The sequence below is a fragment of the Xanthobacter aminoxidans genome (assembly GCF_023571765.1).
Taxonomy (GTDB): domain Bacteria; phylum Pseudomonadota; class Alphaproteobacteria; order Rhizobiales; family Xanthobacteraceae; genus Xanthobacter; species Xanthobacter aminoxidans.
In genome coordinates this window covers 83,535-108,771 of record NZ_JAMJXC010000009.1, presented here as the reverse complement: position 1 = coordinate 108,771, position 25,237 = coordinate 83,535, and the positions used below count along the sequence as shown (strand labels likewise).

Genomic DNA, 25,237 nt, shown 5'->3' with positions numbered 1-25,237 from the left:
CTCCTCAGATGGCGACGGCGAGATGGGTGGCCTGATCGATGGCACGGAGGGCGTCGAGCTCCGCCGCCACGTCCGCGCCTCCGATCAACCGCACAGGGGCGCCGAGGGACGCGAGGCGGTCGTACAGGGTGCGCTCCGATTCCTGGCCCGCGCACAGGATCACCTGATCCACGTCGAGGACGTGCGGCACTCCGTCGGTGACATAGTGCAGGCCGGCATCGTCCACGGCGCGATATTCGGCGCCGGCGATCATGGCGACATGGGCGCGCCTGAGCTTCGTCTTGAGGATCCAGCCCGTGGACTTGCCGAGCCGCCGGCCCAACGCCTCCGGCTTGCGCTGGAACATGAAGAGCTCGCGCGGCGGCGGCCGCTCACCGGCCGGCTCCGTCAGGCCGCCGGCACTGCGCAGCTCCGCATCCGCCCCCCAGGTGCTGAGGAAGGTTTCCGGCACGAGGGCTTCACTGTCCTCTCCCACCAGATACTCGGCCACGTCGAAGCCGATGCCGCCGGCCCCGATGATCGCCACGCGGCGGCCCACGGGCACCTTGCGCGAAAGAACATCCACGTAGGAGAGCACCTTCGGGTGATCGAGGCCGGCGATATCCGGGCGGCGCGGGCGCACGCCCGTGGCCACCACGATCTCATCGAAACGCTCCCGGGTCAGCTCCTCCGCCTCCACGGAGTGGCCGAGCCGCAGCTCCACCGCCAGCGCCTTGAGGCGCGTGCGGAAGTAGCGCAGCATTTCGTTGAACTCGCTCTTGCCAGGCACCGCACGGGCCATGTTGAGCTGGCCGCCCAGTTCGCTCGCGGCCTCGTAGAGCGTCACCTGATGCCCGCGCTCGGCCGCATTCACGGCGAATGCCATGCCCGCAGGCCCGCCCCCCACCACCGCGATCCGCTTCGCTGACAGCGCCGGGGCGTCCGCGAATTCGATCTCGCGCCCTGCCCGGGGATTGACCAGGCAGGTGGCCGTGCGTTCCGTGAAGATGCGATCGAGGCAGGCCTGGTTGCAGGCGATGCAGGTGTTGATCTCGTTGGCACGGCCGAGGCGCACCTTCCGGGCGAAATCGGGGTCCGCAAGCAGGGGCCGCGCCATGGAGACGAGATCCGCCACGCCGCTTTCGATGATGTCTTCCGCGACGTCGGGGGTGTTGATGCGGTTCGAGGCGATGACGGGAATGCCCACCGCCTCCTTGACGTTCCGGACAGCGTAGCTCCAGGCCGCGCGAGGCACTGCGGCCGCGATGGTGGGTATGGCGGATTCGTGCCAGCCGATCCCGGTGTTGAAGAGGTCCGCCCCGGCGGCCTCGACCCGCCGCGCCAGTTCCTGCACTTCATCGCCGGGCATTCCGCCCTCGACCAGATCCACCGCGGAGATGCGATAGATCAGAAGGAAATCGTCCCCGGCCTTCTCCCGAACAGCCTTCACGATTTCAACGGGGAAACGCACGCGATTTTCCAGGCTGCCGCCGAATTCGTCCTCGCGCTGGTTGGTAAACGGGGCCGTGAACTGGTTGATGAGGTAGCCTTCCGACCCCATGACCTCGACGCCGTCGTAACCCGCCTCCCGCGCCAGCGCCGCGGTGGCTGCGAAATCGGAGACGGTGCGCCAGACCTCCGCAGTCGTCAGCGCGCGCGGGCCGATGGGATTGATGCGTGACCGCAGTGTGGATGCACCCACACACCGGTCGTGCTTGGCATAGCGACCCGAATGAACGATCTGAAGCGCGATCTTCGCCCCGCCGTCATGGACGGCACCGACGATGGCGCGGTGCTCATCCATCCTCGACGCATCGTAAAAGGCCGGAGCGCCCGGCTCGAAGATGCCATCAGGGTTGGGCGCGTATCCGCCGGTCAGCACCAGACCGACCTCGCCACGGGCCCGCGCGCCGTAGAACGCCGCCAGACGCTCGTTGGCCCGATCGAGGGTCTCCAGGCGGGTGTGCATTGCGCCCATCACGATGCGATTGCGCAGCGTGGTGGCGCGAAGGTGCAGCGGCTCCATGAGCTTTGGGTACGGCGACATCTTTCCTCCCGATCCGGTTTGTATTTTCTCCAAACCTAGATCCGCCCCGAATAACCGTCAATATCTTTACTTAATTTGGATTCGCACCTTCTGCGGCTTCAATCCTCTCGCAGGTTCGACCCCGATGACCATTCTACACGCACGTTTCACACGTATGTGTTCTCACATGAGAGACTGCTGTGGAGCGGCACCTTCCCCCCTTAAAAATCACCATCCACCCGACCTCGATATCCGCAAGGAATTGCGCTCATCGCGGAAAAACACGTAAATATGTTGACACCAAACCCGGACATTCACGGGCACAGCGCTGGCGGAAAGAGGAGAATGCCATGGCGGTCCACATCGACTGGCGTGATGACGTCGCAATCATGGTGATCGACCGCGTCGAAGCGCGCAACGCGCTGAACGCGGGGGTGATTGCAGACATCGGCCGCGCGCTCGATACCGTCGCAGCCTCGCACGCTTCCGCACTGGTCATCGTGGGTGCGGGCGACCGCGCCTTTTGCGCAGGCGCCGACATCAAGGAGATCGAGGGCCGCACACGGGAAGAGCAGCACCGCGCGGTGCTGCTTGGTCAGTCGACGTTCGCCAAGCTCGATCACCTCCCGATGCCGTCCATCGCCGTCATCCGGGGCTTCGCGCTCGGCGGCGGCCTCGAACTCGCCATGGCGTGCACCTTCCGCATCGCGCTGCCCGACGCAAAGCTGGGCCTCCCGGAGATCAAGCTCGGCCTCATCCCCGGATACGGCGGCACCCAGCGCCTGCCCCGGCTCGTGGGGCCGGCGCGTGCCGCCGAGCTCATCCTCTCTGGACGAACGATCGATGCCACGGAAGCCGAGCGCATCGGCCTCGTCCAGGCGGTCGTCGAAGGGGACGACGCAACCGCGGCCGGGCTCGCCTTCGCAGCACGCTTCACCGCATTCAGCCGGAGCACAAGCCTTCTGGCACGCCAGGCGATCGAGGCGGCATCCACCCTCCCGCTTGCAGCAGGCCTTGACGCGGAAGCCGACCTGCTCGCCGAGGCCTTCGTCTCCGCCGATGCACGGGAAGGGATCGCCGCGTTCCGGGAAAAGCGGACGCCGCAGTTCAATCGCCAGCCAGTGAACGCATAGGCAGCACAGGCGGGCGCCCGGCAGAACCAGCGGCGCCCGCCTAGCCCAGCTTCACATTCCGCATGTTGGTGAGCAGCTTGTTCAGAAAATGAACACAGGCAACTTTGTCGTCGAAGCTGAAATCATGGATGGACTGGGCGTAGAAGGCTTCGATCGTCGCCTGCAGCCCGTTCCAGAAGGCCCAGCCGCCCTCGGTCATGGTCACGCGGCGGGTGCGCCTGTCCGTGGCATCGGGCACGCGAACGACATGACCGTCGCGCTCCAGCCTGGTGAGCACACCATCGAGGTTCTGCCGGCTGACCGCCAGATGTTCGGCCAGCTGAGTCACCGTCATGCCTTCCTGATAGCGAGGACTTGAGAGTGCCCCCAGGACAGCCCACTGAACAGAGCTGATCCCGACCTCCTGGGCAGCCTGCCGCTGAAGCATGTTTCCGACCTGGAAAACGCGAAAAAACAACCGGTTGTGCAGCGCCGTGAGGCTTGTGGAGGCTGCAGCGGACGTCGAACGGTTCTTCATCTCGGTTCCGTCATGCGCTCGGGTTGCGCTTCGCCCCATGCCAGCACCCGCCCGAACCATTCGCAGCCAAAACTACTTTCGGCTCCTGCACATTACAATGCGGAGACCGCCCGGCGGGCGGGTCCACCGGGCGGCCTCCGGGCGCCTCTCACTGCAGCGCCACGCAGTCGCCCATCGGCTTGAAGGCCTGCTCCGGCGCAATGGTCGCGACCAGCTTGTAGAGATCCCATTCCGATTTGGATTCGCTGGGGGTTTTCACCTCAAAGACGAACATGTCGTGCAGCTTGCGGCCATCCTTGCGGATCATGCCGTTGCCGAAGGCCGGATCGGAGGCCGGCATCGCCTTCATCTTCCGGACAACCTCGGCGCCATCGGTCTTGGAGCCGAGCGCCGCGACCGCCTTCAGGTAGTGCAGCGTGGCGGAATAAGCCCCTGCCTGCGCCGAACTCGGCATCTTGCCCCGCGCCCGCTCGGCAAACTTCTGGGACCACCGTCGCGTTGCCGGATTCAGATCCCAGTAGAAGGGCTCGGTGACGACCAGACCCTGCGCAGCATTGAGGCCGAGGCTGCGCACATCCGTGATCATGACCAGCAGGCCGGCGAGCTTCATTCCAGACCGCGCGATGCCGAACTCCGAGGCCTGCTTGACCGTATTGATCATGTCGAGCCCCGCATTGGCGAGCCCGAGCACGTTTGCCCCCGAAGACTGGGCCTGCAACAGAAAGGGCGAGAAGTCCGCCGTATTGAGCGGAGCGCGCACCTGCCCGACGACCTTGCCGCCTTCGCTTTCGACGACGCGCGTGGTGTCGCGCTCCAAAGCGTGCCCGAATGCATAGTCCGCAGTAATGAAAAACCATTTGCTGCCGCCGGACTTGGCGAGGGCCCGGCCGGTCCCCTGGCTCATGGCGTAGGTATCGTATGTCCACAGGACCGTCGTAGGCGCGCAGGCCTTCCCGTAAAGATCGGGGCTCGCAGGACCGGAGGCCAGAAACACCTTGTTGCGCTCGCGCGTGATCTGGTTCACCGCGAAAGCCACGGCTGAATTGGTGATGTCCACCACCGCATCGACGTCGCCCTGATCGTACCACTTGCGGACAATCGCCGAGCCGATGTCCGCCTTGTTCTGATGGTCGCCGAAGATCACGTCGACCTTGACGCCCGGATTGCTCGCCTCGAACTCTTCCGCGGCAAGCTTGGCTGCCGTTATGGAGCCCTCCCCGGACAGCGAAGCGTAAGGGCCGGTGAGATCGGTCAGAACGCCGACCCTCACGGTCATCTCGGCATAGGCAATGGATCCCGCGAAGAGCGAGAGCGCCATCGCGGCGGCAATCCGGAGCATGGTCGTTTCCCCCATTTATCGTTAGGGAAACGACGATGTCAGCCGCCTGACTTTCAGTCAATATATTGCGCATATCGTGCGCGATGGATGGCCACTTGAATTATAAATTATTATATTTGCGTTGATTTCTGCGCCGCAGCAATCGCCCCGCGAGAATTTATGTCAACTTATATACTCCAAGGCGCACCTTACGCCTTCGCTGTCCGGCAGCCCGCAGGGGGCCATTGAACACACCTGTGCTTTTCGTGACGGCCGACCGCAAAGCGCAGTCGGTCATGCTATCGGGTGGCCAGCAAGGCACTGCCGAGACAGACCAGACGCATTCTGGAGGACACGCATGACGATCACCGCAGAACGCCTGGAAGGCGCTCGGATGATCCGGGAGAGCGCCGCGGGCATCGCGGACCGCGGGGATGTCGGCCGCACCCGCAAGCTCCGCTTTTCCGAGACCGGCTTTGATCGACAGATTCTCAAAGAGATGTGCGATCTCGGCTGGCTGGGGCTGCGCCTGCCGGAATCGGACGGGGGCTCCGGTCTCGGCATGGTGGAAATGTGCGCGCTGGCAGAGGAGCTGGGTGCCGCAATCGTCCCGGAGCCGCTGATCCCGGCCGCCCTCGCGGTGCGCGTCCTGGCTGAACCTGAGCGCACCGCGGCGCTGGAGGGGCGCCTCGTCGTCCTTCCAGCTTTCCAGGAACAGGCCGCCGATCCCGACGCGGCCCCGGCAACCTCCGTGCAGCAGGGCCGGATCAGCGGCCGCAAGCTGTTCGTTCCTTCGCCCCGTGGTGCGGATGCGTTCGTGGTGACAAGCCGGGAGGGATCTTTCCTTGTGCGTTCGGACGCACCGGGCCTGGTGATCGAGGCTGTCACCATGCAGGACGGAAGCCATTCGGGGACATTGGTGTTCAACGACGCGCCCGCGGAGAAGCTCCCGGGGCGGCTCGAAGATGGGCTGGACGATGCCTGCCTCGCCACCGCGGCCTACCTGCTGGGTCTCGCCGACGCGGTGCTGGAGCGCACCGTCGCGTACCTGAAGGTGCGCAAGCAGTTCGGCGCCGTTATCGGCACCTTCCAGGCCCTGCAGCACCGCTGCGTCGACCTGAAGCTCCAGGCCGTTCTCGCCCGCGTCAGCGTCGAGGATGCAGCGCGGATCGCGGATACGAACGTCGGCATCGACGAGCGCCGCGCAGCTGTCTCGCGCGCCAAGGCCCGCGCCTCGGACGCGGCCCTTCTGGTGGCGCGTCAAGCCGTGCAACTTCACGGAGGCATCGGCTTCACAGACGAATGCGACATCGGCCTCTACCTGCGGAAGGCGATGGTGCTCGCCCCCGCGTTCGGCGGCTCGGCCTTTCACCGCGCGCGCTTCGCCGCGCTGACGTTCGGCGACAGCGCCGAGGCCAGCCCCGCCCCCGCTCGGACTGCCTGAGGAAGCGCACATGACCACTTCGCTCTACCGGCTCGACGATTTCGATGCCCTCGACGACGAGGCGTTCCGCGCGCTCGCACGGGCCTTCCTGAAGGAGCACTATCCGCAAGATCTGCGGAACCCGCCCAAGCGGCTGCACTGGGACGAAATCCGGTGCTGGTACATGACCCTTTCGGCCCACGGATGGCTGGCGCCGGGGTGGCCGCGCACCCATGGCGGCATGGGGCTGTCTGCCGCCAAGCAGCTGATCTACATGGAGGAGTTCGAGCAGTTCGGAGCCGCCCGGATGCCGGACCACGGCATCATGCTGCTCGGGCCGCTCCTCATCCGCTACGGCAGCACGGCGCAGCAGCAGGAATTCCTGCCGAAGATCATCTCCGGCGAGCACATCTGGTGCCAAGGCTACAGCGAGCCCAACGCCGGGTCCGACCTCGCCAACGTGCAGACCCGGGCGGTGCTCGATGGCGAGCACTGGGTGGTCAACGGCCAGAAGATCTGGACCACGCTGGCCCAGGACGCGGACTGGATCTTCATGCTGGTTCGCACCGATCCGGCGGCCCGCAAGCAGGAGGGCATCAGCTTCCTGCTCGTTCCCATGAATAGCCCCGGCGTCACCGTGCGGCCGATCCTGAACCTCGAGATGCAGGACGAGTTCTGCGAGGTCTTTTTCGACGACGTGCGAGTGCCGCGGGAGAACCTCGTCGGCGAGATCAACAAGGGCTGGAGCATGGCCAAGGCGCTGCTCGGCTTCGAGCGCATTTTCCTCGGCTCGCCCCGGCAGTCCGCCAATGCGCTGGAGCGGCTCAAGGTGCTGGCGCAGCATGTGGGATGCTGGACCGAACCGGTGTTCCGCGACCGCTATGCCCGCCTCGCCCTCGATCTCGCCGACCACAAGGCCCTCTACGAGCATTTCGCAGACATCCTCAGGGCCGGCGGGCAGCTCGGGCCGGACATCTCGTTCCTGAAGCTGCACCAGGGCGAACTCTACCAGCGCATCACCGAGCTGATGCTGGAGATCGGCGGCGAGGCGGCCGCCGGGCTCGAACCGATCAACGGCAACCGGGACCTCAATCCCGCAGGCCAGTTCCTGGCGGCGCGTGCGTCCACGATCTACGGCGGCGCGAGCGAGGTCCAGCGCAACATTCTGGCGAAGAACGTCCTCGGCCTGCCGGGCTGAGCCGCGCGCCGCCTCCGGTTCCATTTTTAGCGCCCGGGCGCTCCATTGAGCCGGGCAGCACAGAGCAAACAGGATGACGACGATGACTGCTCACGATTCGGGCTTGCACGACAGCATCCGGGAAGAAGTCCGAAAGCTGTGCGCGCGCTTCCCAGCGGACTATTGGCGCAAGCTCGACGAGGCCCGCGCTTACCCCACCGACTTTGTCCGCGCCCTGACGGAAGCGGGCTACCTCTCGGTTCTCATTCCCGAGGAATACGGCGGCACGGGCCTCGGCGTGTCGGCCGCGGCGGCGATCCTGGAAACCATCCAGGCGGAGGGCTGCAACGGCGCCGCCTGCCATGCCCAGCTCTACATCATGGGCACGATCCTGCGGCACGGCTCCGAAGCGCAGAAGCGTCGATACCTGCCCAAGATCGCCACCGGGGAGCTGCGCCTGCAGGCCTTCGGCGTGACCGAGCCGACGAGCGGCACAGACACCAGCTCGCTGCGCACGTTCGCCCGCCGCGACGGCGATCGCTACATCGTCAACGGACAGAAGATCTGGACCAGTCGGGCCGAGCACTCCGACCTCATGCTCTTGCTCGCCCGCACCACGCCGCGCGATCAGGTGACCAAGAAGACGGACGGCATCTCCGTGTTCATCGTGGACATGCGCACGGCGCTCGGCAACGGGCTCACCATCCGGCCCATCCGCACCATGATGAACCACAGCACCTGCGAGGTGTTCTTCGACAACATGGAAGTGCCCGCCGAAAATCTCGTCGGCGAGGAGGGCAAGGGCTTCCGCTACATCCTCTCGGGGATGAACGCCGAGCGCATCCTGATCGCCGCCGAGTGCGTCGGCGATGCCAAGTGGTTCACCGATACGTCCGTGAAGTATGCGCGCGAGCGGCAGGTCTTCGGCAAGCCCATCGGAGGCAACCAGGGCATTCAGTTCCCCATCGCCAAAGCCTATGCGGCCATGCGCGCGGCCGAGCTGATGGTGCATGACGCTGCGCGGCGCTACGAGGCCGGACTCGACTGCGGCGCCGAGGCCAACATGGCGAAGATGCTGGCGGCCGATGCCTCCTGGGAGGCGGCGAACGTGTGCCTGCAGACCCACGGCGGCTTCGGCTTCGCCGAGGAATATGACGTGGAACGCAAGTTCCGCGAGACCCGCCTCTATCAGGTCGCCCCCATCTCCACGAACCTGATCCTCGCCTACGTCGCCGAGCATGTGCTCGGTCTACCCCGCAGCTACTGAAACGCGGCGGATTGCAAAGGATGACCCGCATGCGACGCGCAGCCATTGTCGCCCCCCTCCGCACGCCGGTGGGCCTGTTCGGCGGCTCCCTCAGGAATGTGTCGACGGAGAAGCTCGGTGCCCTGGTGATCAAGGCCGTGCTTGAGAAGTCAGGGGTCGACCCCGCCCGGATCGAGGACGCCGTCTTCGCCCAGTCCTATGCCAACAGCGAGACGCCCTGTGTCGGACGCTGGCTGGCGCTGGAAGCCGGCCTGCCGATCGAGGTGCCCGGCATGCAGCTCGACCGGCGCTGCGGCGGCGGGCTTCAAGCGATCTCGACAGCCGCCATGATGGTTTCCACCGGCGCCTGCGATGTCGTGCTCGCCGGCGGCATCGAATGCATGAGCCATATCGAGCATTACACCACCGGCGCACGCTGGGGCACGCGCTCGGGCGGCCTGCAACTCCACGACCGGCTCGACCGGGGCCGTGAGCGATCCCAGCCGGAATGGCGCTTCGGCCGCATCTCCGGCATGGTGGAGACGGCGGAGAACCTTGCCCGAGAATACGGGATCACCCGCGAGGCGGCGGACGCATTCGCCGTCGAAAGCCATCGGAAGGCGAGCGCCGCGTGGGATGCCGGCCTGTTCGCGGACGAGGTGGTGCCGGTGCCCGTGCCGCAGAAGAAGGGCGAGCCGCTGTTCTTTCGGCGAGACGAGGGCATCCGGCCGGACGCCAGCATCGAAAGTCTGGCAAAGCTCAGGCCCGTCATGAAGGACGGCACGGTCACCGCCGGCAACGCCAGCCAGCAGAACGATGCCGCCGCGGCCTGCCTGGTGGTGGCAGAGGACAAGCTGGCCGAGCTGGGCCTGGAGCCCCTCGGCTTCTTCGTCGGATGGGCGGCTGCCGGCTGCGAGCCGGCGACCATGGGCATCGGACCGGTACCGGCGACGGCCCGCGTCCTCGCCAAGGCAGGGCTTTCCCTCGCCGACATGGACCTCGTGGAACTCAACGAAGCCTTCGCGGTGCAGGTGCTCTCGGTGCTGAAGGCGTGGCATTTCGAGGACATGGGCCGGCTGAATGTGAACGGGTCCGGCATTTCGCTTGGCCACCCGATCGGTGCCAGCGGGGTGCGCATCATGACGACGCTGCTGCACGAGATGAAGCGGCGCGGTGCCCGCTATGGTCTCGAGACCATGTGCGTCGGCGGTGGACAGGGCATGGCGGCCATCTTCGAGCGGGCTTGAGTTTCATGCCGGTCGAACTCGACGCCGCCACGCCGGATCTCGCGCGCTTCGCGAAGGCCGGCGACACCATTTGCTGGGGGCAGGCTGCGGCGGAGCCCCTCACCCTCACCCGCGCCCTCATGGCGCAGCGCGCGGTGATCGGCGGCTTTACCGCCTTCATCGGTGTCAGCTGGAGCGACACCGTCGACGTGGCGTTCACGGATCACGTTCGGTTCGTGTCGTATTGCGGCACCGGTCTCAACCGGCACCTCGCCGCTGCGGACAGGCTTGATATCCTGCCCGTGCACTATTCCACGCTCGGGGACGTGCTGGGCCAAAGCGTGGATGTCCTCATGCTTCAGCTCACACCGCCGGATCAGGAGGGGCGGTACGGTTTCGCCCTCGCCTGTGAATACCTCGCCCCGCTGGTCGAGCGCGCCCGGGTCGTCATCGCGGAAGTGAACGAGGATGCGCCTGCCATCCCCTGTGCTCAGACACTCGGGCCTGACGACATCGATGCGGTGCTGCGCACGGCCCGCCCGCTGAGCGAGCCACCGGCGATCTCCACCGGCGAGACCGAGGCGCGGATCGCCGCGCACGTGGCTGCCCTCGTGGAGGATCGCGCGGTGCTCCAGGTCGGCCTCGGTGCCCTGCCGGATCGGATCGCACGGCAATTGTCCGGTCATCGCGACCTCGGCATCCATACCGGGCTTATCAACGACGGGCTCGGCTATCTGATCGAGCGGGGCGCCGTCACCAATGCCTTCAAGACACGCGATGCCGGCATTTCCGTCACCGGCCTGGTGGCGGGAACGCAGCGACTGACACGGCTCCTGCATCGCAATCCATCGGTCCGGCTCGCGCCGACATCCTATACCCATGATCCCGCGGTGCTCGCGGGGATGGACCGCTTCACCGCCATCAATTCGGCCGTGGAGGTGGACCTCACGGGTCAGGTCAACGCCGAAGTGGCGGCCGGACGCTACGTCGGCGCCGTGGGCGGCGCCGCCGATTTTCTGCGGGGTGCCGCGCGATCCCTGCGCGGTCTGCCGATCATCGCCCTGCCCGCGACCGCCCGTGGACCGAATGGCCCGGTCAGCCGCATCGTCGCCCGGCTGGACGGACCGGTCAGCACCGCGCGGTCGGATGCAGGCGTGTTCGTAACGGAATACGGCGCCGCGGACCTGCGCGGCCTGTCGCTCGCACAGCGGGTCAGCCGCATGGTGGAGATCGCCGCGCCGCAGTTCCGCGAAGAGCTGGAGCGCGACGCCTTCGCCAGCTTGAGGGCACGATAGGACGCCGGCCCCAGGGGGCGCGAGCACACATATGAGGGATCGCGCCTGGGGCCATGGACAGGGCGGCGCGCCCCATGACAATGCCCCACCGGTTTGAATGCGCTGCTGGACCGTCTCGGCAGATTCACACTTGGCTGGAGCTTCACATGATCAGGTTTGATGGAAGGGTCGCGCTCGTGACGGGCGCAGGCGCCGGGCTTGGGCGCGCGCACGCCCTTCTGCTCGCCTCCCGGGGCGCGAAGGTGGTCGTCAACGACTTCGGCGGGAACGTCGACGGCGCAGGCGGATCGGAGCGCGCCGCGGACCGCGTGGTGGATGAAATCCGTTCAGCCGGTGGGCAGGCCGCGGCCAATTACGCGAGCGTCAGCGATCGCGCGGGAGCCGAATCCATCGTGCAGACCGCGCTCGACCATTTCGGCCGCATCGACATCGTGGTCAACAATGCCGGGATCATCCGCGACAGGTCTTTTGCCAAGATGACGCTCGATGATTTCGAGCTGGTCCTCAATGTGCACCTGCTCGGCACCGTCTATGTGACCAAGGCGGCCTGGCCACATCTTCTGGCGCAAGGCTATGGCCGGGTGATCCTGACCACGTCCGGCTCCGGTCTCGTCGGCAATTTCGGCCAGACCAACTACAGTGCGGCGAAGGCCGGCATGATCGGCTTCATGAACAATCTGAAGATCGAAGGCGCGAAGGCGAACGTGAAAGTAAATGCCATCTCTCCCGTCGCCGAGACCCGCATGACCCAGGGCCTGAATGCGCCGACCCTGCAGGATATCCTGCGGCCCGAACAGGTATCTCCCGCGGTGGCGTGGCTCGCGAGCGAGGCCTGCGACGTCACGGGTGAGATCATCGCAGCCGGAGGCGGATATTTTTCCCGCGTGAAGCTCGTGAAGGCGACCGGCGCCGTGATCGACGGCTCGCGCGAGCGGAACGTCACCATCGAGGACTTCGCCGAGAACAAGACGCGCATCTTCGACCTGACCGACGCCCGGCCCTACGAGCGCACCCTGGACGACCACGTGCTGGCGCGCATGGGCGTCAAGTGACGCCCGCGGCTCCACATTGCGGTCGATGATGCCGGGTCGGGCCTGCCCGGCCCGGCTCCACCGACGTGCGCCGTCCTGAGACAGCTTCACTCCTGGAACACGGTCTCTCGCCGGCTGCGAAGCGAGGGCAGAACGAGGGTCGCCAGCAGCAGCACGGCCACGATCAGCAAGGAGAGGCTGATGGGCCGGGACAGGAAGATCATCGGGTCCCCGCGCGAGAGCAACATGGCGCGGCGTAGATTCTCTTCCATCATGGGGCCGAGCACGAAGCCGAGCGCGAGCGGTGCCGGCTCGCAGCCGACGCGGATGAGCGCATAGCCCACCAAGCCAATAAAGGCCGTCATCCCCACGTCGAACGTGCTGTTGTGCACGCTGTAGACGCCGATCGCGCAGAATACCACGATGGCCGGATAGAGCAGACGGTAGGGCACGCTCAGCAGCTTGATCCAGATGCCGATCAAGGGAAGATTGATGACGACCAGCATCAGGTTTCCGACCCACATGGAAGCGATCATGCCCCAAAACAACTGTGGGCGTTCAGTCATCACCTGCGGTCCGGGAGCGATACCCTGCATCGTCATGGCGCCGATCAGCATGGCCATGATGACGTTGGACGGAATGCCGAGGGTCAGCATCGGAATGAAGGAGGTCTGAGCCCCCGCGTTGTTGGCGGATTCAGGACCGGCGACGCCTTCCACCGCGCCCCGGCCGAATTCCTGCGGGTGCTTCGAGAGCTTCTTTTCGAGTGTATAGGCCGCGAACGACGAGAGGAGCGCTCCGCCGCCGGGCAGGATGCCAAGAACCGACCCGAGCGCCGTGCCGCGCAACGTGGCAGGCCAGGCGCGCGCGAAATCCGAACGGCTGGGCCACAGGCGGCTCACCGTGCTCGCAAGCACGGTTCGCTCGTCCTCGTGCCGTGAGAGATTCATGATGATCTCGCTGAGGCCGAAGATGCCCATCGCCAGCGGCACGAAGTCGATGCCGTCCGATAGATCCGGGATGCCGAATGCGAAGCGCTGCACGCCGGTGTTCACGTCCGTGCCGATCAGGCCGAGGAGCAGGCCGAGGGCCACCATGGCAAACGCCTTGATGAGCGAGCCGTGCGCCAGCACCATGGCCCCGACGAGGCCGAGCACCATGAGGGAAAAGTAGTCAGCGGGCTGAAACGCGAGGCCCACCTGGGACAGTCCGGGTGCGAACAAGGCGATGAGAACCGTCGCGACAGTGCCGGCGAAGAAAGATCCGAGCGCCGCGATCGCAAGCGCCGAGCCCGCCCTGCCCTGTCGCGCCATCTGGTAGCCGTCGATGCAGGTCACGGCCGACGAGCTCTCGCCGGGCAGGTTGACGAGGATGGCGGTGGTCGAACCGCCGTATTGTGCGCCGTAATAGATGCCCGCGAGCATGATCAGGGCGCCCTCGGGGGGCGCATAGAAGGTCAGCGGCAACAGCATCGCCATGGTGGCGACCGGCCCGAGGCCGGGCAGCACGCCGATCAGCGTGCCCACCAAGCAGCCCGCCAGCGCAAACATCAGGTTCGAGGGAGCGAGGGCGACGGAGAAGCCCATTGCGAGGTTGGAGAAGATCTCGGTCATGGCGCGGGGCTCAGAGGGAGGGCCAAAGTGGGATGTTGAGCTTCAGCCCGTAGACGAACACGAGGGCAGAGATGGCCGCCACAGCCGCGGCCAGGCCGAGCGTCTCCCCCATGCGACGGCCGGCAATGCCGGCGCTCGCAACCGCAACGACCGCGAAGGTGGTGAATACCAGCCCGACCCGGTCCAGCAGAAGGGCGAAGACAGCCACGGCGCCGAGCACGAAGACGAGCGGGCGCAGAGGCATCGCGCGCAGTCTCGGTCCCTCGGTGAGCAGGCTGCGTGCGCTCAGGCAGATGCCGGCAATCCCGACGAAGGCCGCAAGCACGCGCGGGGCGTAGCCGGGCCCCATGCGCAGGGCTGTCCCGACGGCGAGGTCGCTTCCCGCAACCAGGAAGAATGCGGCAATGGCGATCAGGAGCGCGCCGCACCAGAAATCCTCGGCGCCGAGGAATTTGAGATTCATGCTTCTCCCTTCCGGGCTTCGTATTCGCCGCGATCCGGCGGGCTCTGGAGCGGGGAAGACTTCGTGCCGGGTGCCTCAGGGTCAAGCGCTTGCCGCACCGGAACGGGAAAAGACACAACCGTGCTCAATAGGTGGCGCAGGCCTGCTTGACACGTCCGCCAAGCGCTATTCAGATATGTAAATGGCGTTCATAAACGGCGGAACAGCCGTGTTGCCAAGGGAGGGTTGTCATGCTCATTCAAGTGTCCGCGACCGGGGCAGATCAAGCACACGTCGTGAAATCAGCCGTCAGGACCCTGGAAATTCTTGAATACTTCGACGAGATCCGCTGCCCTGCAAATGTCGTTACCGTTTCCGAGGCCCTCGGCTATCCCCAGTCCAGCACCGCGGCTCTTCTGCGCAGCATGGCGACGATGGGCTACCTTCAGTATGACGCGCGGGCGCGAACCTATCTGCCGACCGACCGCGTCTCGCTGCTGGGCAGCTGGATCTCTCCTTCGCTGTTCGAAGACGGAGCGCTTCTTCGGATGATGCGGGCCATCCAGAAACGGACCGGCCAACTCGTCCTGATCGGCGCGCGGAATGGCGATTTCGCCCAGTACGTTCATGTGCTCAAGCAGCCGGAGGCGGTGGCCCACCATATCCAAACAGGCATGAAACGACCGCTGGCGACATCCGGCGTCGGCCACGCGCTGCTCTCGGCGCTGCCGGATCAGGACGTGCGTCGCCTCGTCCATCGCCTGAACGCCTACGCCACCGAGGCGCAGGAAAAAGTCGACATCGCCGAGCTCCTGCCGCAGCTCACGCGCGTCCGGCGGCGGGGATATGCCTTCTCGAAGCACCGCGTCGTGGAAAATTACGGCATGATCGCCATCAAGCTGCCGTCCGAACTGGCCTCGCGGCTGCTGGTCATCGGCATCGGCGGTTGCGTGGACACGCTCCAGGCCCGCGAGAGCGAGCTGGTGACGGTCGCGCGGGAGGAGATGGCAAACTATCTCGCCAACAAGGGGGCAGATAGTGAAGGGGAATTCCGGCTTCGCCTCGTGTCGGACCAGCCGGCGGTGACCCCGCCCCAGATGCAGGAAGCGGCGGGCTGAGGCCTCTGCGTCCCGGAGAGAGCGCGGACCGACCAGACCGCGCCCCCTCAGGGAACGGTCTGGCGGCAGGAACTGGCGGCCGGAGTGGATTGCACCTGCCGGCCGCGGCGCCCTGTGCTCGCTTGGCCGCGCGGGTTTCGATCCGTTACGGCCCCATCAGCGTCCCTTGAATTCCGGGGGACGCTTCTCGACGAACGCCTTCAGCCCTTCTCCGGCATCGTCGCTGGCGCGCAGACGCGCGCGAATGGCGTCGAACTCCGCCGCAGCGGTCGCCGCCCCGGCATCGAGCGCGCGCCGCGCATTGGCCATGGTCGCGCGCACGGACAGAGGCGCCGCGGACGTCGCGATGACGTCGGCGATCTGCCGGGCACGGGCGAATTCCTCGCCGGCGGCAACCACGTCTTGAACCAGCCCCAGCCGCAGCGCCGTCGAAGCGTCCCATTCGTCTCCGGTGAGCAGATAACGCATGGCGTTGCCCCACCCCGCGCGCTCCACCATCCGGATGGTCGCCCCGCCTGCCGCCATGATGCCTCTTTGAACCTCATGTTGGCGGAACCGGCAGTCGTCCGCAGCAACGACGATGTCGGCTGACAGCATCAGCTCGACGCCGACCGTGTAGCAGATGCCCTTGACCGCCACGACAAGGGGATTGCTGCGCAACGGCGGTCGCAGGTTCCAGATGTCGAGCTTGTCACGGGGATAAACCTCCTCCCCCCGGTTCCAGGCCGCCGAGACCTGGGCGAGGTCGAGCCCGGCCGTGAAGTGGCGCCCCTCCGCATGAAGCAGGGTGACGCGGGCCTCGTCATCGTGCTCCGCCTCGGTCAGCGCTGCCGCAAGCTCGCGGATCATCGTCGGCGTGAAGCCGTTGAGCTTCGCCGGGCGGTCGATGCGAACGAGCCGCACCGCCCCGTCGCGGTCGAGATGGACCGCGCCATCGGGATGAGACGTCGGGTGCTGCATGGTTCAGAACCCCTTGAAGACGACCTTGCCCACCGTCTCGCGCGCGGCCAGGCGGCGTGCACCTTCGGCAAAATCCCGGAAGGGCAGGACCACGTCCACGGCGGCTCTCATGCGCCCGAGCGCCATCAGATCGAAGGCTTCGCGGATGCCGTTCGCAAGGCCGGGATCGCGCGTGCGGAACAGGCGATCGAGGGACGAGCCATGGACTTCGATGTCCTTGAGCAACAGATAGTTCGCCGGAATCCGGGGAATGTGTCCGGAGGCGAAGCCGACGATGACGAACCGTCCGCCCGGCTTCAGGCAGCGCAATAGCCCATCGACATCCGGGCCTCCGACCATGTCCACCACGACATCGACGTCGTCGATGCCTTCCGCCTTCAGCGCATCGCGAAGCGCCCCCTTGCCGGATGGCAGAAGGTCCGAGCGCACCACCACCTTGGCCCCCAGCCGCGAAGCAACCTCGGCCTTGGCGGCGGAGGAGACGAGGGCCACGGCCACCGCACCGAGTTCAACGGCGTACTGAATGGCTGCGGTCCCCACCCCGCCCGCGGCACCGGTGATGAGCACCCGTTGGCCGGGGGCCACGCGCCCCCTGAGTTTGAGCGCGCCGACCACGGTGGCAAGCACGATGCCGCTCGCAGCGCCCACCACATCATCCACCGCGTCCGGCAAGGGCTGGCATGCATAATCCGGCGCGACCGCATATTCGGCAAAGGCGCCGAATGCCGGCTGCGCCGCCACGCGCTGGCCCACCACCAACCCAGTCACCCCGCCCCCCAGAGCGACGACCTCGCCCGCGAGGTCGCGGCCGGGAACGAAGGGGACGGGCGGCTTCACCTGGTACTTCCCCTCCAGCATGAGCAGATCCAGGAAATTGAGCGCGCTCGCTCCGGCGCGGATGAGCACCTCGCCGGTGCCGGGCGTCGGAACGGGCACTTGCGCGATCCGCACCGAGGCCGGCCCCTGATAGTCGGTCGCGACGAGCGCCTGCATGGAAGTCGGGATCACCGCGTCACTCCTCGTCATCCTGGAACCGCGGAGGCCGCTTCTCGCGGAAGCTGGCGGTCCCCTCGCGGAAGTCGGCACCCGCGTTGGAGACCACCATGTCCCGGTTCGCCATCAGGACCGCCTCGTGCAGCGTCTGGAACGGAACCTCGTGGACCTGTTCCTTGATGACCCGCATCGAACGCGGCGAGCACCATTGCGCCATTTCGCGCGCATAGGCATAGGTCTCGTCAGCCAGCGTCGCGGCGGGGAACACCTTGTTCACGAGGCCAAGCTCCTTCGCCTCAGGCGCAAGCACCTTGCGGGCGGAAAGCAGCAGGTCCAGCGCATTGGCCTGGCCGACGACCCGCGCAAGAATCCAGGCCATGCCATATTCCGCCGAGAGCCCGCGTCGCGCGAACGCGGTGGTGAAGACTGCGGTGTCCGATGCAAAGCGCAGGTCGCAGGCGAGCGCATAGATGAGGCCGAGACCGGCCGTCGCACCGTTGATCATGCCGATCACCGGCTTGCGCAGGCGCGGGAAATAGATGTGGCGCATCTGGTAGTCGACGCGCCGGTTCAGATCGAGCGGGCGTGGCAGCTTGGTGAGAAGGGCCTTCGGATCCGTCGCGCCAAATCCGCTGATGTCGCCGCCGGCGCAGAAGGCTCGTCCGGCACCGGTGAGAACGATGACGCGCGCGGCGCGGTCTCGATCCGCAAGCGACATCGCCTCGTGAAGCTCGGCCACGATCTCGTCATTGAGCGCGTTCATCTGCTCCGGACGATGGAGCGTGAGGGTGGCGACCCGGTCAACCACCACGTAGCGAATGGTCTTGAAGTCCATGCGTCGTGTCCCGGCTCTGCGTTCCCGCGTATCACTTAGCCGAACACAGCCCCGCGCCGCACGGGCCGGGCGTGATGCGCATGTATGTGCGCAACGTGGTCTTCCACCGATTGCCGTCGGCAGCGGGGATGGTCGACGTCCCTCAGCCGGAAACAAGCCCCGCAAAGAGGCGTGCATAGTCCTCCCTAGTGGGCCGGATGGGATTGGTCAGGCTCGAAACGTCGGCATCGGCATAGGCCACCAGCTCGGGGATGGCGGCTTCGACGACCCCCATCTCGTGGAGCGTCCCCGGCAAGCCGAGGCGCGCAGTCAGCGCCTCGATGGCCTCGGGCAGGGCGGCCGCATCCGGCAGCTCCATGGCACGCGCGAGCGCGGCCATTTTCGGCGCGCAATGGGGGGCATTGAAGCGCAGCACGGTCGGCAGGATGACCGCATTCAACGTTCCGTGGTGCAGCTTCAGGCCCTCGATCCGCACCGCCGCGTGGCTCATGGAATGGACTGCGCCAAGCCCCTTGGTGAACGCCAGCGCGCCTTCCAGCGCGGCCATCATCATCTCGGTCCGCGCCGTAATGTCCGAACCGTCGGAGACGGCACGCTCCAGCGCCCCTCGTGCCACCGCCCGGGAGAGGCCATCGAGGCCGATGGCGTCGGCAATGGGATTGTAGAGCGGCGACAGATAGGCCTCGATGCAGTGGGTCACCGCATCCATCCCGGTGGCGGCGGTCAGCAGCCTCGGCAGGCCCAGGGTGAGCGCAGGATCGCAGATTGCGACGTCGGGGATGAGATAGGGGCTGGCGATGGTGGATTTGCGCCCATCGTCCGTGATGATCACCGTTCCAACGCTCACCTCGGTGCCGGTGCCCGCGGTGGTGGGGACGGCGATCAGCGGTCCCACCGGCCCGATCTTGCCGAGCCCCTTCTTCGCGGTTTCGTACTGGGCGAGGGGTTCAGGATGCCCGACGAGCAGGTTCACCGCCTTGCCGAGATCGATGGGCGAGCCGCCGCCGATGGCAACGATGCCGTCGCATCCCGCCGTCCGATAGAGCGCGAGGGCGGCGCACACCGCGCTTTCGGTCGGATTGGCCGGGGTTTCATCGAACAGGATCCAGGGAATGTCGGCCGGCCAATGGGCTTTCACCGCATCGGCGATGCCGGCCGCGACGATCCCCTTGTCAGTGCACACCAGGGGCCGGCGGATTCCGAGGCGCCCGAGCTCGCCGCCGATCCGCTTGACGGCCCCTTGCTCAAACCAAACACGATTGACGAACTGAAGAAGCGGCATGGGAAGCCTTGTCCGCAAGAAGGGGCGACATGCCCGGAATCTGTCAGCCGATGGCGCCGCGGGCGGCCCATTCAGCGATAGCATCGGCAATCCGCCAGCCGGCCAGAGCTTCAGCCGGCGGCGTATCGGCCGCCGCCATCGGCGCGGTGGGATCGGCGGGCGGGGTGCGGCTGAAGCGGGGTGCAGGGGCCGGCTGGGTGACGCCATCGATTTCGACGAAGACGCGGCGCGCCTGCATGTGCGGATGCGCCGGCGCCTCCGCCATGGTGAGGACCGGCGCGAAGCACACGTCCGTCCCCTCGAGGATCGCGCACCACTCCGCTCTTGTCCGTTCAAGGAACCGGTCAGCGAACAGGCGACGCATCCGCGGCCACTGCGCCCGGTCGTCCTGCGGCGGAACGCTCGCGGGATCGAAGCCGAGCCGCTCCAGGAGCTGCGCGAAGAAGCGCTCCTCGATGGGGGCGATCGAGATGTAGTGCCCATCCGCACAGACATAGGAATCGTAATAGGGCGCGCCGGAATCGGAGAAGTTCGTGCCCCGCTCCAGGGACATGAGGCCCGCCGCATGCATGCCGAAGAAGTTCGTCATGAGGTGGGCTGCGCAATCGGAGATGGCGGCGTCCACCACCTGCCCCGCGCCGGAGCGCTGCGCCTCTAGGATCGCCGCGAGCATGCCGCAGGCGAGGTAGAGCGCGCCGCCGCCCAGGTCGCCGGCGAGGGTCAGCGGTGGCGTCGGTGGAGCATCCTTGCGGCCGATCGCGGCGAGCACGCCGGTGAGGGCGATATAGTTGAGATCATGAGCCGCCGCCTGCGCCAGCGGCCCGGTTTGGCCCCAGCCAGTCATGCGGCCATAGACCAGCCTGGGGTTCCGCGCGAGGCACGCATCCGGCCCCAGTCCGAGGCGTTCGGTGACACCCGGCCGGAAGCCCTCGATCAGGGCGTCGGCCTCCTCGACCAGCGAGAGCACGAAGTCGATGCCGGCCTTTTCCTTCAGATCCACCGCGATCTGCGGCCGCCCCCTCAAGAGGAGATTGTACTTCAGCGGCCTCTGGATGCCGAGCTTCACCGGCGCCCGGCGCTCCACGCGAAGCACGGTCGCCCCGAGTTCCGCCAGCAGCATGGCGCACATGGGGCCGGGACCGATCCCGGCAAGCTCGACGATCTTGATACCCTTGAGGGGTCCCATTGCATTCTCCCGATGACGTGTCCGCGCCGACCTGCTCAGGGGCGCACCACGCGGAAGCAGGGCACGGGCGTGCCCTCCCCGGCGGTTGGAACGAATACGAGCCCGACCTTCTGGCCGACCGCGAGCGCGTCGAAGTCGCTTTCGACGATGTTGGTGAGCATCACAGGCCCTTCCTCCAGCCGCACATAGGCGATGGCATAGGGCGGGTCGGCCCGACGCATGACGCTGTAGCTGTAGATTGCACCTCGCCCCGATGCCTCCACCCATTCGGTCTCCTTGAGGGAGAAGGGGCAAAGCGCGCGGGGATACCAGTGGAAACGGCCTGTCTCGGTGCAGCGGCGGACAAGGAACCGTCCCTCCCGCGCGGCGGCATAGAAAGGCGCGCTTTCGGCGTCGATGACCGGGCTCGGGATGGCGCGCTCGACCATCGGGTCAATGCCTTTCGAGGATGAGGGTCGCGGAGGCATGGCGCGCGCCGAGAAGCCCGCCAATGCCGGACGCGATGACCAGATCGGCATTCTTCACCTGCACCGCGGGATGCGCTTCTCCGCGCGCCTGGCGCACCGCCTCGATCACCTTGGTGACGCCGCCCCGGTTGGCCGGATGGTTGCTGCATAGCCCGCCGCCGTCGGTGTTGAAGGGCAGCCGTCCGATCCCCGAGATGAGGTTTCCATCGGCGACGAAGCGCCCACCCTCCCCCTTGGCGCAGAAGCCGAGATCCTCAATCTGCATGAGGACGGTGATGGTAAAGCTGTCGTAGATGGAGGCGTACTTGATGTCGGCCGGCGTGACGCCCGCCTCTGCGAAGGCGCCGGCTCCAGACGCGCGCGCCGCCGACCAGGTGAGATCCACCTCGCCGCCGAACGTGCCTTTCAGGCTCTCGCCGCAGCCTCGCACGGCGACCAGCGGACGCTTCAGCTCGCGCGCAACCTCGGGCCGGGCAACGACCAGGGCTCCGCCGCCGTCGCTGACCACGCAGCAATCCAGCCGGTGGAGCGGGTCGGCCACCAGGGGCGAGTTCACCACATCCTCGACGCTGACGACGTCACGCAGCATGGCATTCGGATTGTGCTGCGCGTGGTGGGAGGCCGCGACCTTGATCCAGGCGAGCTGCTCCGGCGTGGTGCCGAACTCATACATGTGGCGCATGGCGACCATGGCGTACATGTTGACGGTCTGGATTCCGAAGTGGTTTTCCCAGGTGGAATCGGGATTGCGCTCGTCCGCCGTCCGCACGGGCATGGTGGTCAGGCCCTCGCTCCGCGGACGACCCGCAAGGGTGATAAGCGCGACATTGCACTTGCCGGCGGCGATGGCCTGCGCGGCGTGGGCCACATGGGCGATGTAGGAGCAGCCGCCGACGTCCGTGCTGTCGTAGTGCCGCACACGCAGGCCAAGATAGTCCGCCATGGTCAGCGGCCCCATGCCGGGCGCGTCGCCCGAGCAGAAGTAGCCGTCCACATCGGCGGGCGTGAGCCCGGCGTCGGCGAGAGCACCCGCGGCCACTTCCGCGTGAAGCTGGGCGATCGTCTTGTCGGGTGCCTTGCGGGTCGGATGCTCGAACGCTCCGACGATGAACGCGCCTTCCTGCATGGGCGGCTCCGGTGAGATGCCCGGACGATATTTGCTGAGGCGCAGACGGGACAGTGCGTCGGGCGAGAACGGCGCGACCTCCACATACGTGTTGAAGCGGTGCTTCGCGGCGCCAAGGCCTTGGCTCGCACGGCGGGCGCAGCCACTTTCGCACAGCGGTGGCCGCATGACGCGCCGGGGGGGCCGGCCGACAGGTGCGGGTGTTCACGCAGGATCGAGCTTGGGTGGGCGTGCCGGAAAGGGCGCGCTTGTCTCCCCATGCGAATGCGACAGGGAGTGGTTTACGATGCGAGGTCTCGAGGGTCGCCGCGTAATTCTGACGGGCGGAGCAAGCGGCATCGGCCGCGCAACGGTGTTGCGTCTGGTCGAGGAGGGGTGTGTTGTCGGTGTCCTCGACCGCGACCTCGATGGCGCGCAGGAAACGACGCGCCTTGCCGAGGGTCCCGGCAAGGCCATCGCCTATGCCTGTGACATCGCCGATCGCGCCGCCGTCGCCGCGGCGGTCGACGCATTCGAGGCAGAGGCGGGGCCGGTCGAGCTGCTCGCCAATGTCGCCGGCTGGGACAAGCCCATTCCCTTCCTCGACACCGACCAGGCCTTCTGGGACAAGGTCATCGCCATCAATCTCTACGGCCCGCTCAACCTTCACCACGTCGTCGTTCCCCGCATGGCGCAGCGCGGCTTCGGCCGCGTCGTCTCCATCGCGTCCGACGCGGGGCGCGTGGGCTCCTCCGGCGAGGCGGTCTATTCCGCGTGCAAGGGCGGCATCGCCTCCTTCACCAAGACCATGGCCCGCGAAATGGCGCGCAAGAACGTGACGCTGAACGTGGTCTGTCCCGGCCCCACCGACACGCCGCTGTTCGACGAGTTTGCCAAGAGCTCGCCCACCGGCGGGAAGATCGCGGAAGGTCTCGCGCGGGCCATCCCTCTCGGTCGGCTGGGCAGGCCCGATGACTATCCGGGCATGATCGCGTTCCTGCTGTCCGACGACGCCGCCTTCATCACCGGCCAGACCATCAGCGTCTCGGGCGGCCTGACCATGCACGGCTGAGGAAGACCGTAATGAGCATGCAAAAGATGATGGCCGGAAAGGTCGCCGTCGTCACCGGCGGCGGACGCGGCATCGGCCGGGCGATTGCCCTCGGCATGGCTGCCGAAGGCGCTGCCGTGGTCGTCGTCGACATCGGCGCAAGCCTCGCGGGCAGCGGACAGGATGCAGGCCCGGCACAGGAGGTCGTGGCAGAGATCGAGGCCATGGGCGGCGAGGCGCTCGCGAGCACGCTGTCCATCGTCGAACCGGCAAACGGCGAGCGTATCGTCGCCGCCGCGGTGGAACGCTTCGGCCGCCTCGACGCCGTGGTGAACAATGCCGGCATCCTGCGCGACACCATGTTCCACAAGATGAGCTACGTGGACTGGAACGATGTCATCCAGGTGCACCTCATGGGCAGCTTCCTGCTCAGCCGCGCGGCAGCCTCCCAGTTCCGCGAACAGAACGGCGGCACCTATGTGCACATGACGTCCACCTCCGGGCTCATCGGCAATTTCGGCCAGGCGAACTACATGGCCGCCAAGATGGGCATGGTCGGCCTGTCGCGGGCCATCGCCCTGGACATGCAGCGCTACAACGTGCGCTCCAACTGCATCGCGCCCTTCGCGTGGAGCCGCATGACCAGTTCGCTGCCCACCGAAACCGAGGAACAGCGCCAACGGGTCGAACGATTCCAGCAGATGACGCCCGAAAAGATCGCCCCGCTGGCGGTCTGGCTGGCTTCGGACAAAGCGGCGGACGTTTCCGGCCAGATCTTCGGGGTCCGCAACAACGAACTCTATCTGTTCAGCCAGCCGCGCCCGGTTCGCTCCGTGCAGATGTCGGACGGATGGACGCCGGAGTTGGTCGATTCCGTCGCGAAGGGCGCCTTCGCCGCAGGGCTGACGCCGCTCGAGCGGTCCAGCGACGTCTTCACCTGGGATCCGATCTGATGGCCATCGACTACGAAAAACTCATGGCGCTGGCCATCCCCGACGTGCGGCAGACCTACACGGCGCGCGACACCATGCTTTATGCTCTGGGCGTCGGTCTCGGTCACGACCCGACGGACCGCGAGCAGCTGCGTTTCGTCTACGAAAAGGCCCTCTGCGCCCTGCCGACCATGGCCGTGGTTCTGGCGAGCCCCGGTTCCTGGATCCGCAACCTCGACACCGGCATCGACTACGTGAAGGTGGTTCATGGCGAGCAAGGCCTCGTGCTCCACCGGCCACTTCCGGTGGAGGGCACGCTGGTCACGCGCACGCGGGTTGTCGATGTGATCGACAAGGGCACCGGCAAGGGCGCGGTGGTGGTGTCGGAGCGGGAGTTGACCGACGCGGTGACGGGCGAGCGCATCGCCAGCATCACCCAGAGCACCTTCTGCCGCGGCGACGGAGGCTTTGGCGGCCCGGCCCGGCCGACGCCGGCGCCCCACAAGGTGCCCGAGCGCGCGCCGGACGTGGTCTGCGAACTGAAGACCAATCCCAACGCCGCACTCGTGTACCGGCTGAGCGGCGACTACAATCCACTCCACAGCGATCCCGACGTGGCGGCCAAGGCGGGCTTCCCGCAGCCCATCCTCCACGGGCTCGCCACCTACGGCGTGACGGGGCACGCGATCCTCAAGAGCGTCTGCGGCTACGATCCGGCCCGACTGCGCGCGATCTCTGCACGCTTCACGGCGCCGGTCTTCCCTGGCGAGACCTTCGCCGTGAGCATCTGGCAGGACGGCCCCGTTGTCAGCTTCGAGACACGCTCCGTGGAGCGCGGCGTCGTCGCCATCGGCAACGGCCGCGCGGAGATCGCCTGATCCG

General features: G+C 66.7%; 23 protein-coding genes. 11 read left to right on the top strand and 12 right to left on the bottom strand.

Translation table 11 applies throughout. The annotated features are described in order from the left end of the window. Positions 1 to 4: 4 nt before the first annotated feature. A complete protein-coding gene (locus EJ105_RS15210; RefSeq protein ID WP_250167018.1) occupies positions 5 to 2,026 on the bottom strand; it encodes an NADPH-dependent 2,4-dienoyl-CoA reductase in 2,022 nt (673 codons plus the stop codon). A 329-nt stretch (positions 2,027 to 2,355) separates the two neighbouring features. Here EJ105_RS15210 and EJ105_RS15205 point away from each other — a divergent pair, with 329 nt between their 5' ends. Continuing rightward, positions 2,356 to 3,138, top strand: coding sequence for an enoyl-CoA hydratase/isomerase family protein (locus tag EJ105_RS15205; RefSeq protein ID WP_250167017.1), 783 nt, complete (start codon positions 2,356 to 2,358; stop codon positions 3,136 to 3,138). Positions 3,139 to 3,178: 40 nt separating this feature from the next. On the opposite strand, the gene EJ105_RS15200 is transcribed toward EJ105_RS15205, so the two are convergent. Both EJ105_RS15200 and EJ105_RS15195 read right to left on the bottom strand, forming a co-directional pair. Continuing rightward, a complete protein-coding gene (locus tag EJ105_RS15200; protein ID WP_250167016.1) occupies positions 3,179 to 3,655 on the bottom strand; it encodes a MarR family winged helix-turn-helix transcriptional regulator in 477 nt (158 codons plus the stop codon). Positions 3,656 to 3,803: 148 nt separating this feature from the next. Continuing rightward, positions 3,804 to 4,994 carry an ABC transporter substrate-binding protein gene (locus tag EJ105_RS15195; protein WP_250167015.1) on the bottom strand — a complete coding sequence of 397 codons (1,191 nt, stop codon included), beginning with the start codon at positions 4,992 to 4,994 and terminating at the stop codon, positions 3,804 to 3,806. A gap of 337 nt (positions 4,995 to 5,331) precedes the next feature. Here EJ105_RS15195 and EJ105_RS15190 point away from each other — a divergent pair, with 337 nt between their 5' ends. The 6 genes from EJ105_RS15190 (at position 5,332) to EJ105_RS15165 (ending at position 12,392) form a co-directional block, all read left to right on the top strand. After that, positions 5,332 to 6,417 (top strand): acyl-CoA dehydrogenase family protein, encoded by a 1,086-nt coding sequence (locus EJ105_RS15190; RefSeq protein ID WP_250167014.1) that lies wholly within the window; start codon positions 5,332 to 5,334, stop codon positions 6,415 to 6,417. A 10-nt stretch (positions 6,418 to 6,427) separates the two neighbouring features. Next, positions 6,428 to 7,594 (top strand): acyl-CoA dehydrogenase family protein, encoded by a 1,167-nt coding sequence (locus EJ105_RS15185; protein WP_250167013.1) that lies wholly within the window; start codon positions 6,428 to 6,430, stop codon positions 7,592 to 7,594. Positions 7,595 to 7,676: 82 nt separating this feature from the next. Further along, on the top strand, positions 7,677 to 8,840 hold the full coding sequence (locus EJ105_RS15180) for an acyl-CoA dehydrogenase family protein (protein ID WP_250167012.1): 1,164 nt from the start codon (positions 7,677 to 7,679) through the stop codon (positions 8,838 to 8,840). 29 nt (positions 8,841 to 8,869) lie between these two features. After that, a complete protein-coding gene (locus EJ105_RS15175; RefSeq protein ID WP_250167011.1) occupies positions 8,870 to 10,066 on the top strand; it encodes an acetyl-CoA C-acetyltransferase in 1,197 nt (398 codons plus the stop codon). Positions 10,067 to 10,071: 5 nt separating this feature from the next. After that, positions 10,072 to 11,340: an acetyl-CoA hydrolase/transferase family protein gene (locus EJ105_RS15170; protein ID WP_250167010.1), complete on the top strand. Its 1,269-nt coding sequence runs from the start codon at positions 10,072 to 10,074 to the stop codon at positions 11,338 to 11,340. 146 nt (positions 11,341 to 11,486) lie between these two features. After that, on the top strand, positions 11,487 to 12,392 hold the full coding sequence (locus EJ105_RS15165; RefSeq protein ID WP_250167009.1) for an SDR family oxidoreductase: 906 nt from the start codon (positions 11,487 to 11,489) through the stop codon (positions 12,390 to 12,392). A gap of 86 nt (positions 12,393 to 12,478) precedes the next feature. Here the strand turns inward: EJ105_RS15165 and EJ105_RS15160 are convergent, their stop codons facing one another. Together EJ105_RS15160 and EJ105_RS15155 are read right to left on the bottom strand one after the other, a co-directional pair. Further along, a complete protein-coding gene (locus EJ105_RS15160) occupies positions 12,479 to 13,984 on the bottom strand; it encodes a tripartite tricarboxylate transporter permease (RefSeq protein ID WP_250167008.1) in 1,506 nt (501 codons plus the stop codon). Positions 13,985 to 13,994: 10 nt separating this feature from the next. Further along, positions 13,995 to 14,447 (bottom strand): tripartite tricarboxylate transporter TctB family protein, encoded by a 453-nt coding sequence (locus EJ105_RS15155; protein WP_250167007.1) that lies wholly within the window; start codon positions 14,445 to 14,447, stop codon positions 13,995 to 13,997. A gap of 230 nt (positions 14,448 to 14,677) precedes the next feature. On the opposite strand from EJ105_RS15155, the gene EJ105_RS15150 reads away from it, so the two are divergent. Beyond that, positions 14,678 to 15,544, top strand: coding sequence for an IclR family transcriptional regulator (locus EJ105_RS15150; RefSeq protein WP_250167006.1), 867 nt, complete (start codon positions 14,678 to 14,680; stop codon positions 15,542 to 15,544). 156 nt (positions 15,545 to 15,700) lie between these two features. Here EJ105_RS15150 and EJ105_RS15145 read toward each other — a convergent pair whose 3' ends face one another. The 7 genes from EJ105_RS15145 to EJ105_RS15115 all read right to left on the bottom strand — a co-directional run bounded on the left by EJ105_RS15145 (position 15,701) and on the right by EJ105_RS15115 (position 22,393). Continuing rightward, positions 15,701 to 16,504, bottom strand: coding sequence for a crotonase/enoyl-CoA hydratase family protein (locus EJ105_RS15145; protein WP_250167005.1), 804 nt, complete (start codon positions 16,502 to 16,504; stop codon positions 15,701 to 15,703). Positions 16,505 to 16,507: 3 nt separating this feature from the next. Next, a complete protein-coding gene (locus EJ105_RS15140) occupies positions 16,508 to 17,512 on the bottom strand; it encodes a zinc-binding dehydrogenase (protein WP_250167004.1) in 1,005 nt (334 codons plus the stop codon). A 4-nt stretch (positions 17,513 to 17,516) separates the two neighbouring features. Beyond that, complete coding sequence (locus EJ105_RS15135) at positions 17,517 to 18,332, bottom strand: enoyl-CoA hydratase (protein WP_250167003.1); 816 nt, start codon at positions 18,330 to 18,332, stop codon at positions 17,517 to 17,519. 142 nt (positions 18,333 to 18,474) lie between these two features. Beyond that, entirely contained in the window at positions 18,475 to 19,614 is a 1,140-nt protein-coding gene (locus EJ105_RS15130; protein ID WP_250167002.1) for an iron-containing alcohol dehydrogenase, read from the bottom strand. 43 nt (positions 19,615 to 19,657) lie between these two features. Further along, positions 19,658 to 20,800 carry a CaiB/BaiF CoA transferase family protein gene (locus tag EJ105_RS15125; RefSeq protein ID WP_250167001.1) on the bottom strand — a complete coding sequence of 381 codons (1,143 nt, stop codon included), beginning with the start codon at positions 20,798 to 20,800 and terminating at the stop codon, positions 19,658 to 19,660. Positions 20,801 to 20,835: 35 nt separating this feature from the next. Continuing rightward, complete coding sequence (locus EJ105_RS15120) at positions 20,836 to 21,228, bottom strand: Zn-ribbon domain-containing OB-fold protein (RefSeq protein WP_250167000.1); 393 nt, start codon at positions 21,226 to 21,228, stop codon at positions 20,836 to 20,838. A gap of 4 nt (positions 21,229 to 21,232) precedes the next feature. Next, positions 21,233 to 22,393: a thiolase domain-containing protein gene (locus EJ105_RS15115; RefSeq protein ID WP_250166999.1), complete on the bottom strand. Its 1,161-nt coding sequence runs from the start codon at positions 22,391 to 22,393 to the stop codon at positions 21,233 to 21,235. 286 nt (positions 22,394 to 22,679) lie between these two features. Here EJ105_RS15115 and EJ105_RS15110 point away from each other — a divergent pair, with 286 nt between their 5' ends. Genes EJ105_RS15110 through EJ105_RS15100 form a run of 3 tightly spaced genes read left to right on the top strand, consistent with a single transcriptional unit; the run spans position 22,680 to position 25,233 of the window. Further along, on the top strand, positions 22,680 to 23,444 hold the full coding sequence (locus EJ105_RS15110; RefSeq protein WP_250166998.1) for an SDR family oxidoreductase: 765 nt from the start codon (positions 22,680 to 22,682) through the stop codon (positions 23,442 to 23,444). Positions 23,445 to 23,461: 17 nt separating this feature from the next. After that, the gene (locus EJ105_RS15105) at positions 23,462 to 24,376 is read left to right on the top strand and encodes an SDR family NAD(P)-dependent oxidoreductase (protein WP_250167114.1); all 915 of its coding nucleotides are present in this window, start codon (positions 23,462 to 23,464) and stop codon (positions 24,374 to 24,376) included. Next, on the top strand, positions 24,376 to 25,233 hold the full coding sequence (locus tag EJ105_RS15100) for a MaoC/PaaZ C-terminal domain-containing protein (protein ID WP_250166997.1): 858 nt from the start codon (positions 24,376 to 24,378) through the stop codon (positions 25,231 to 25,233). Before EJ105_RS15105 ends, EJ105_RS15100 begins: the two co-directional genes overlap by 1 nt. Positions 25,234 to 25,237: the final 4 nt, after the last annotated feature.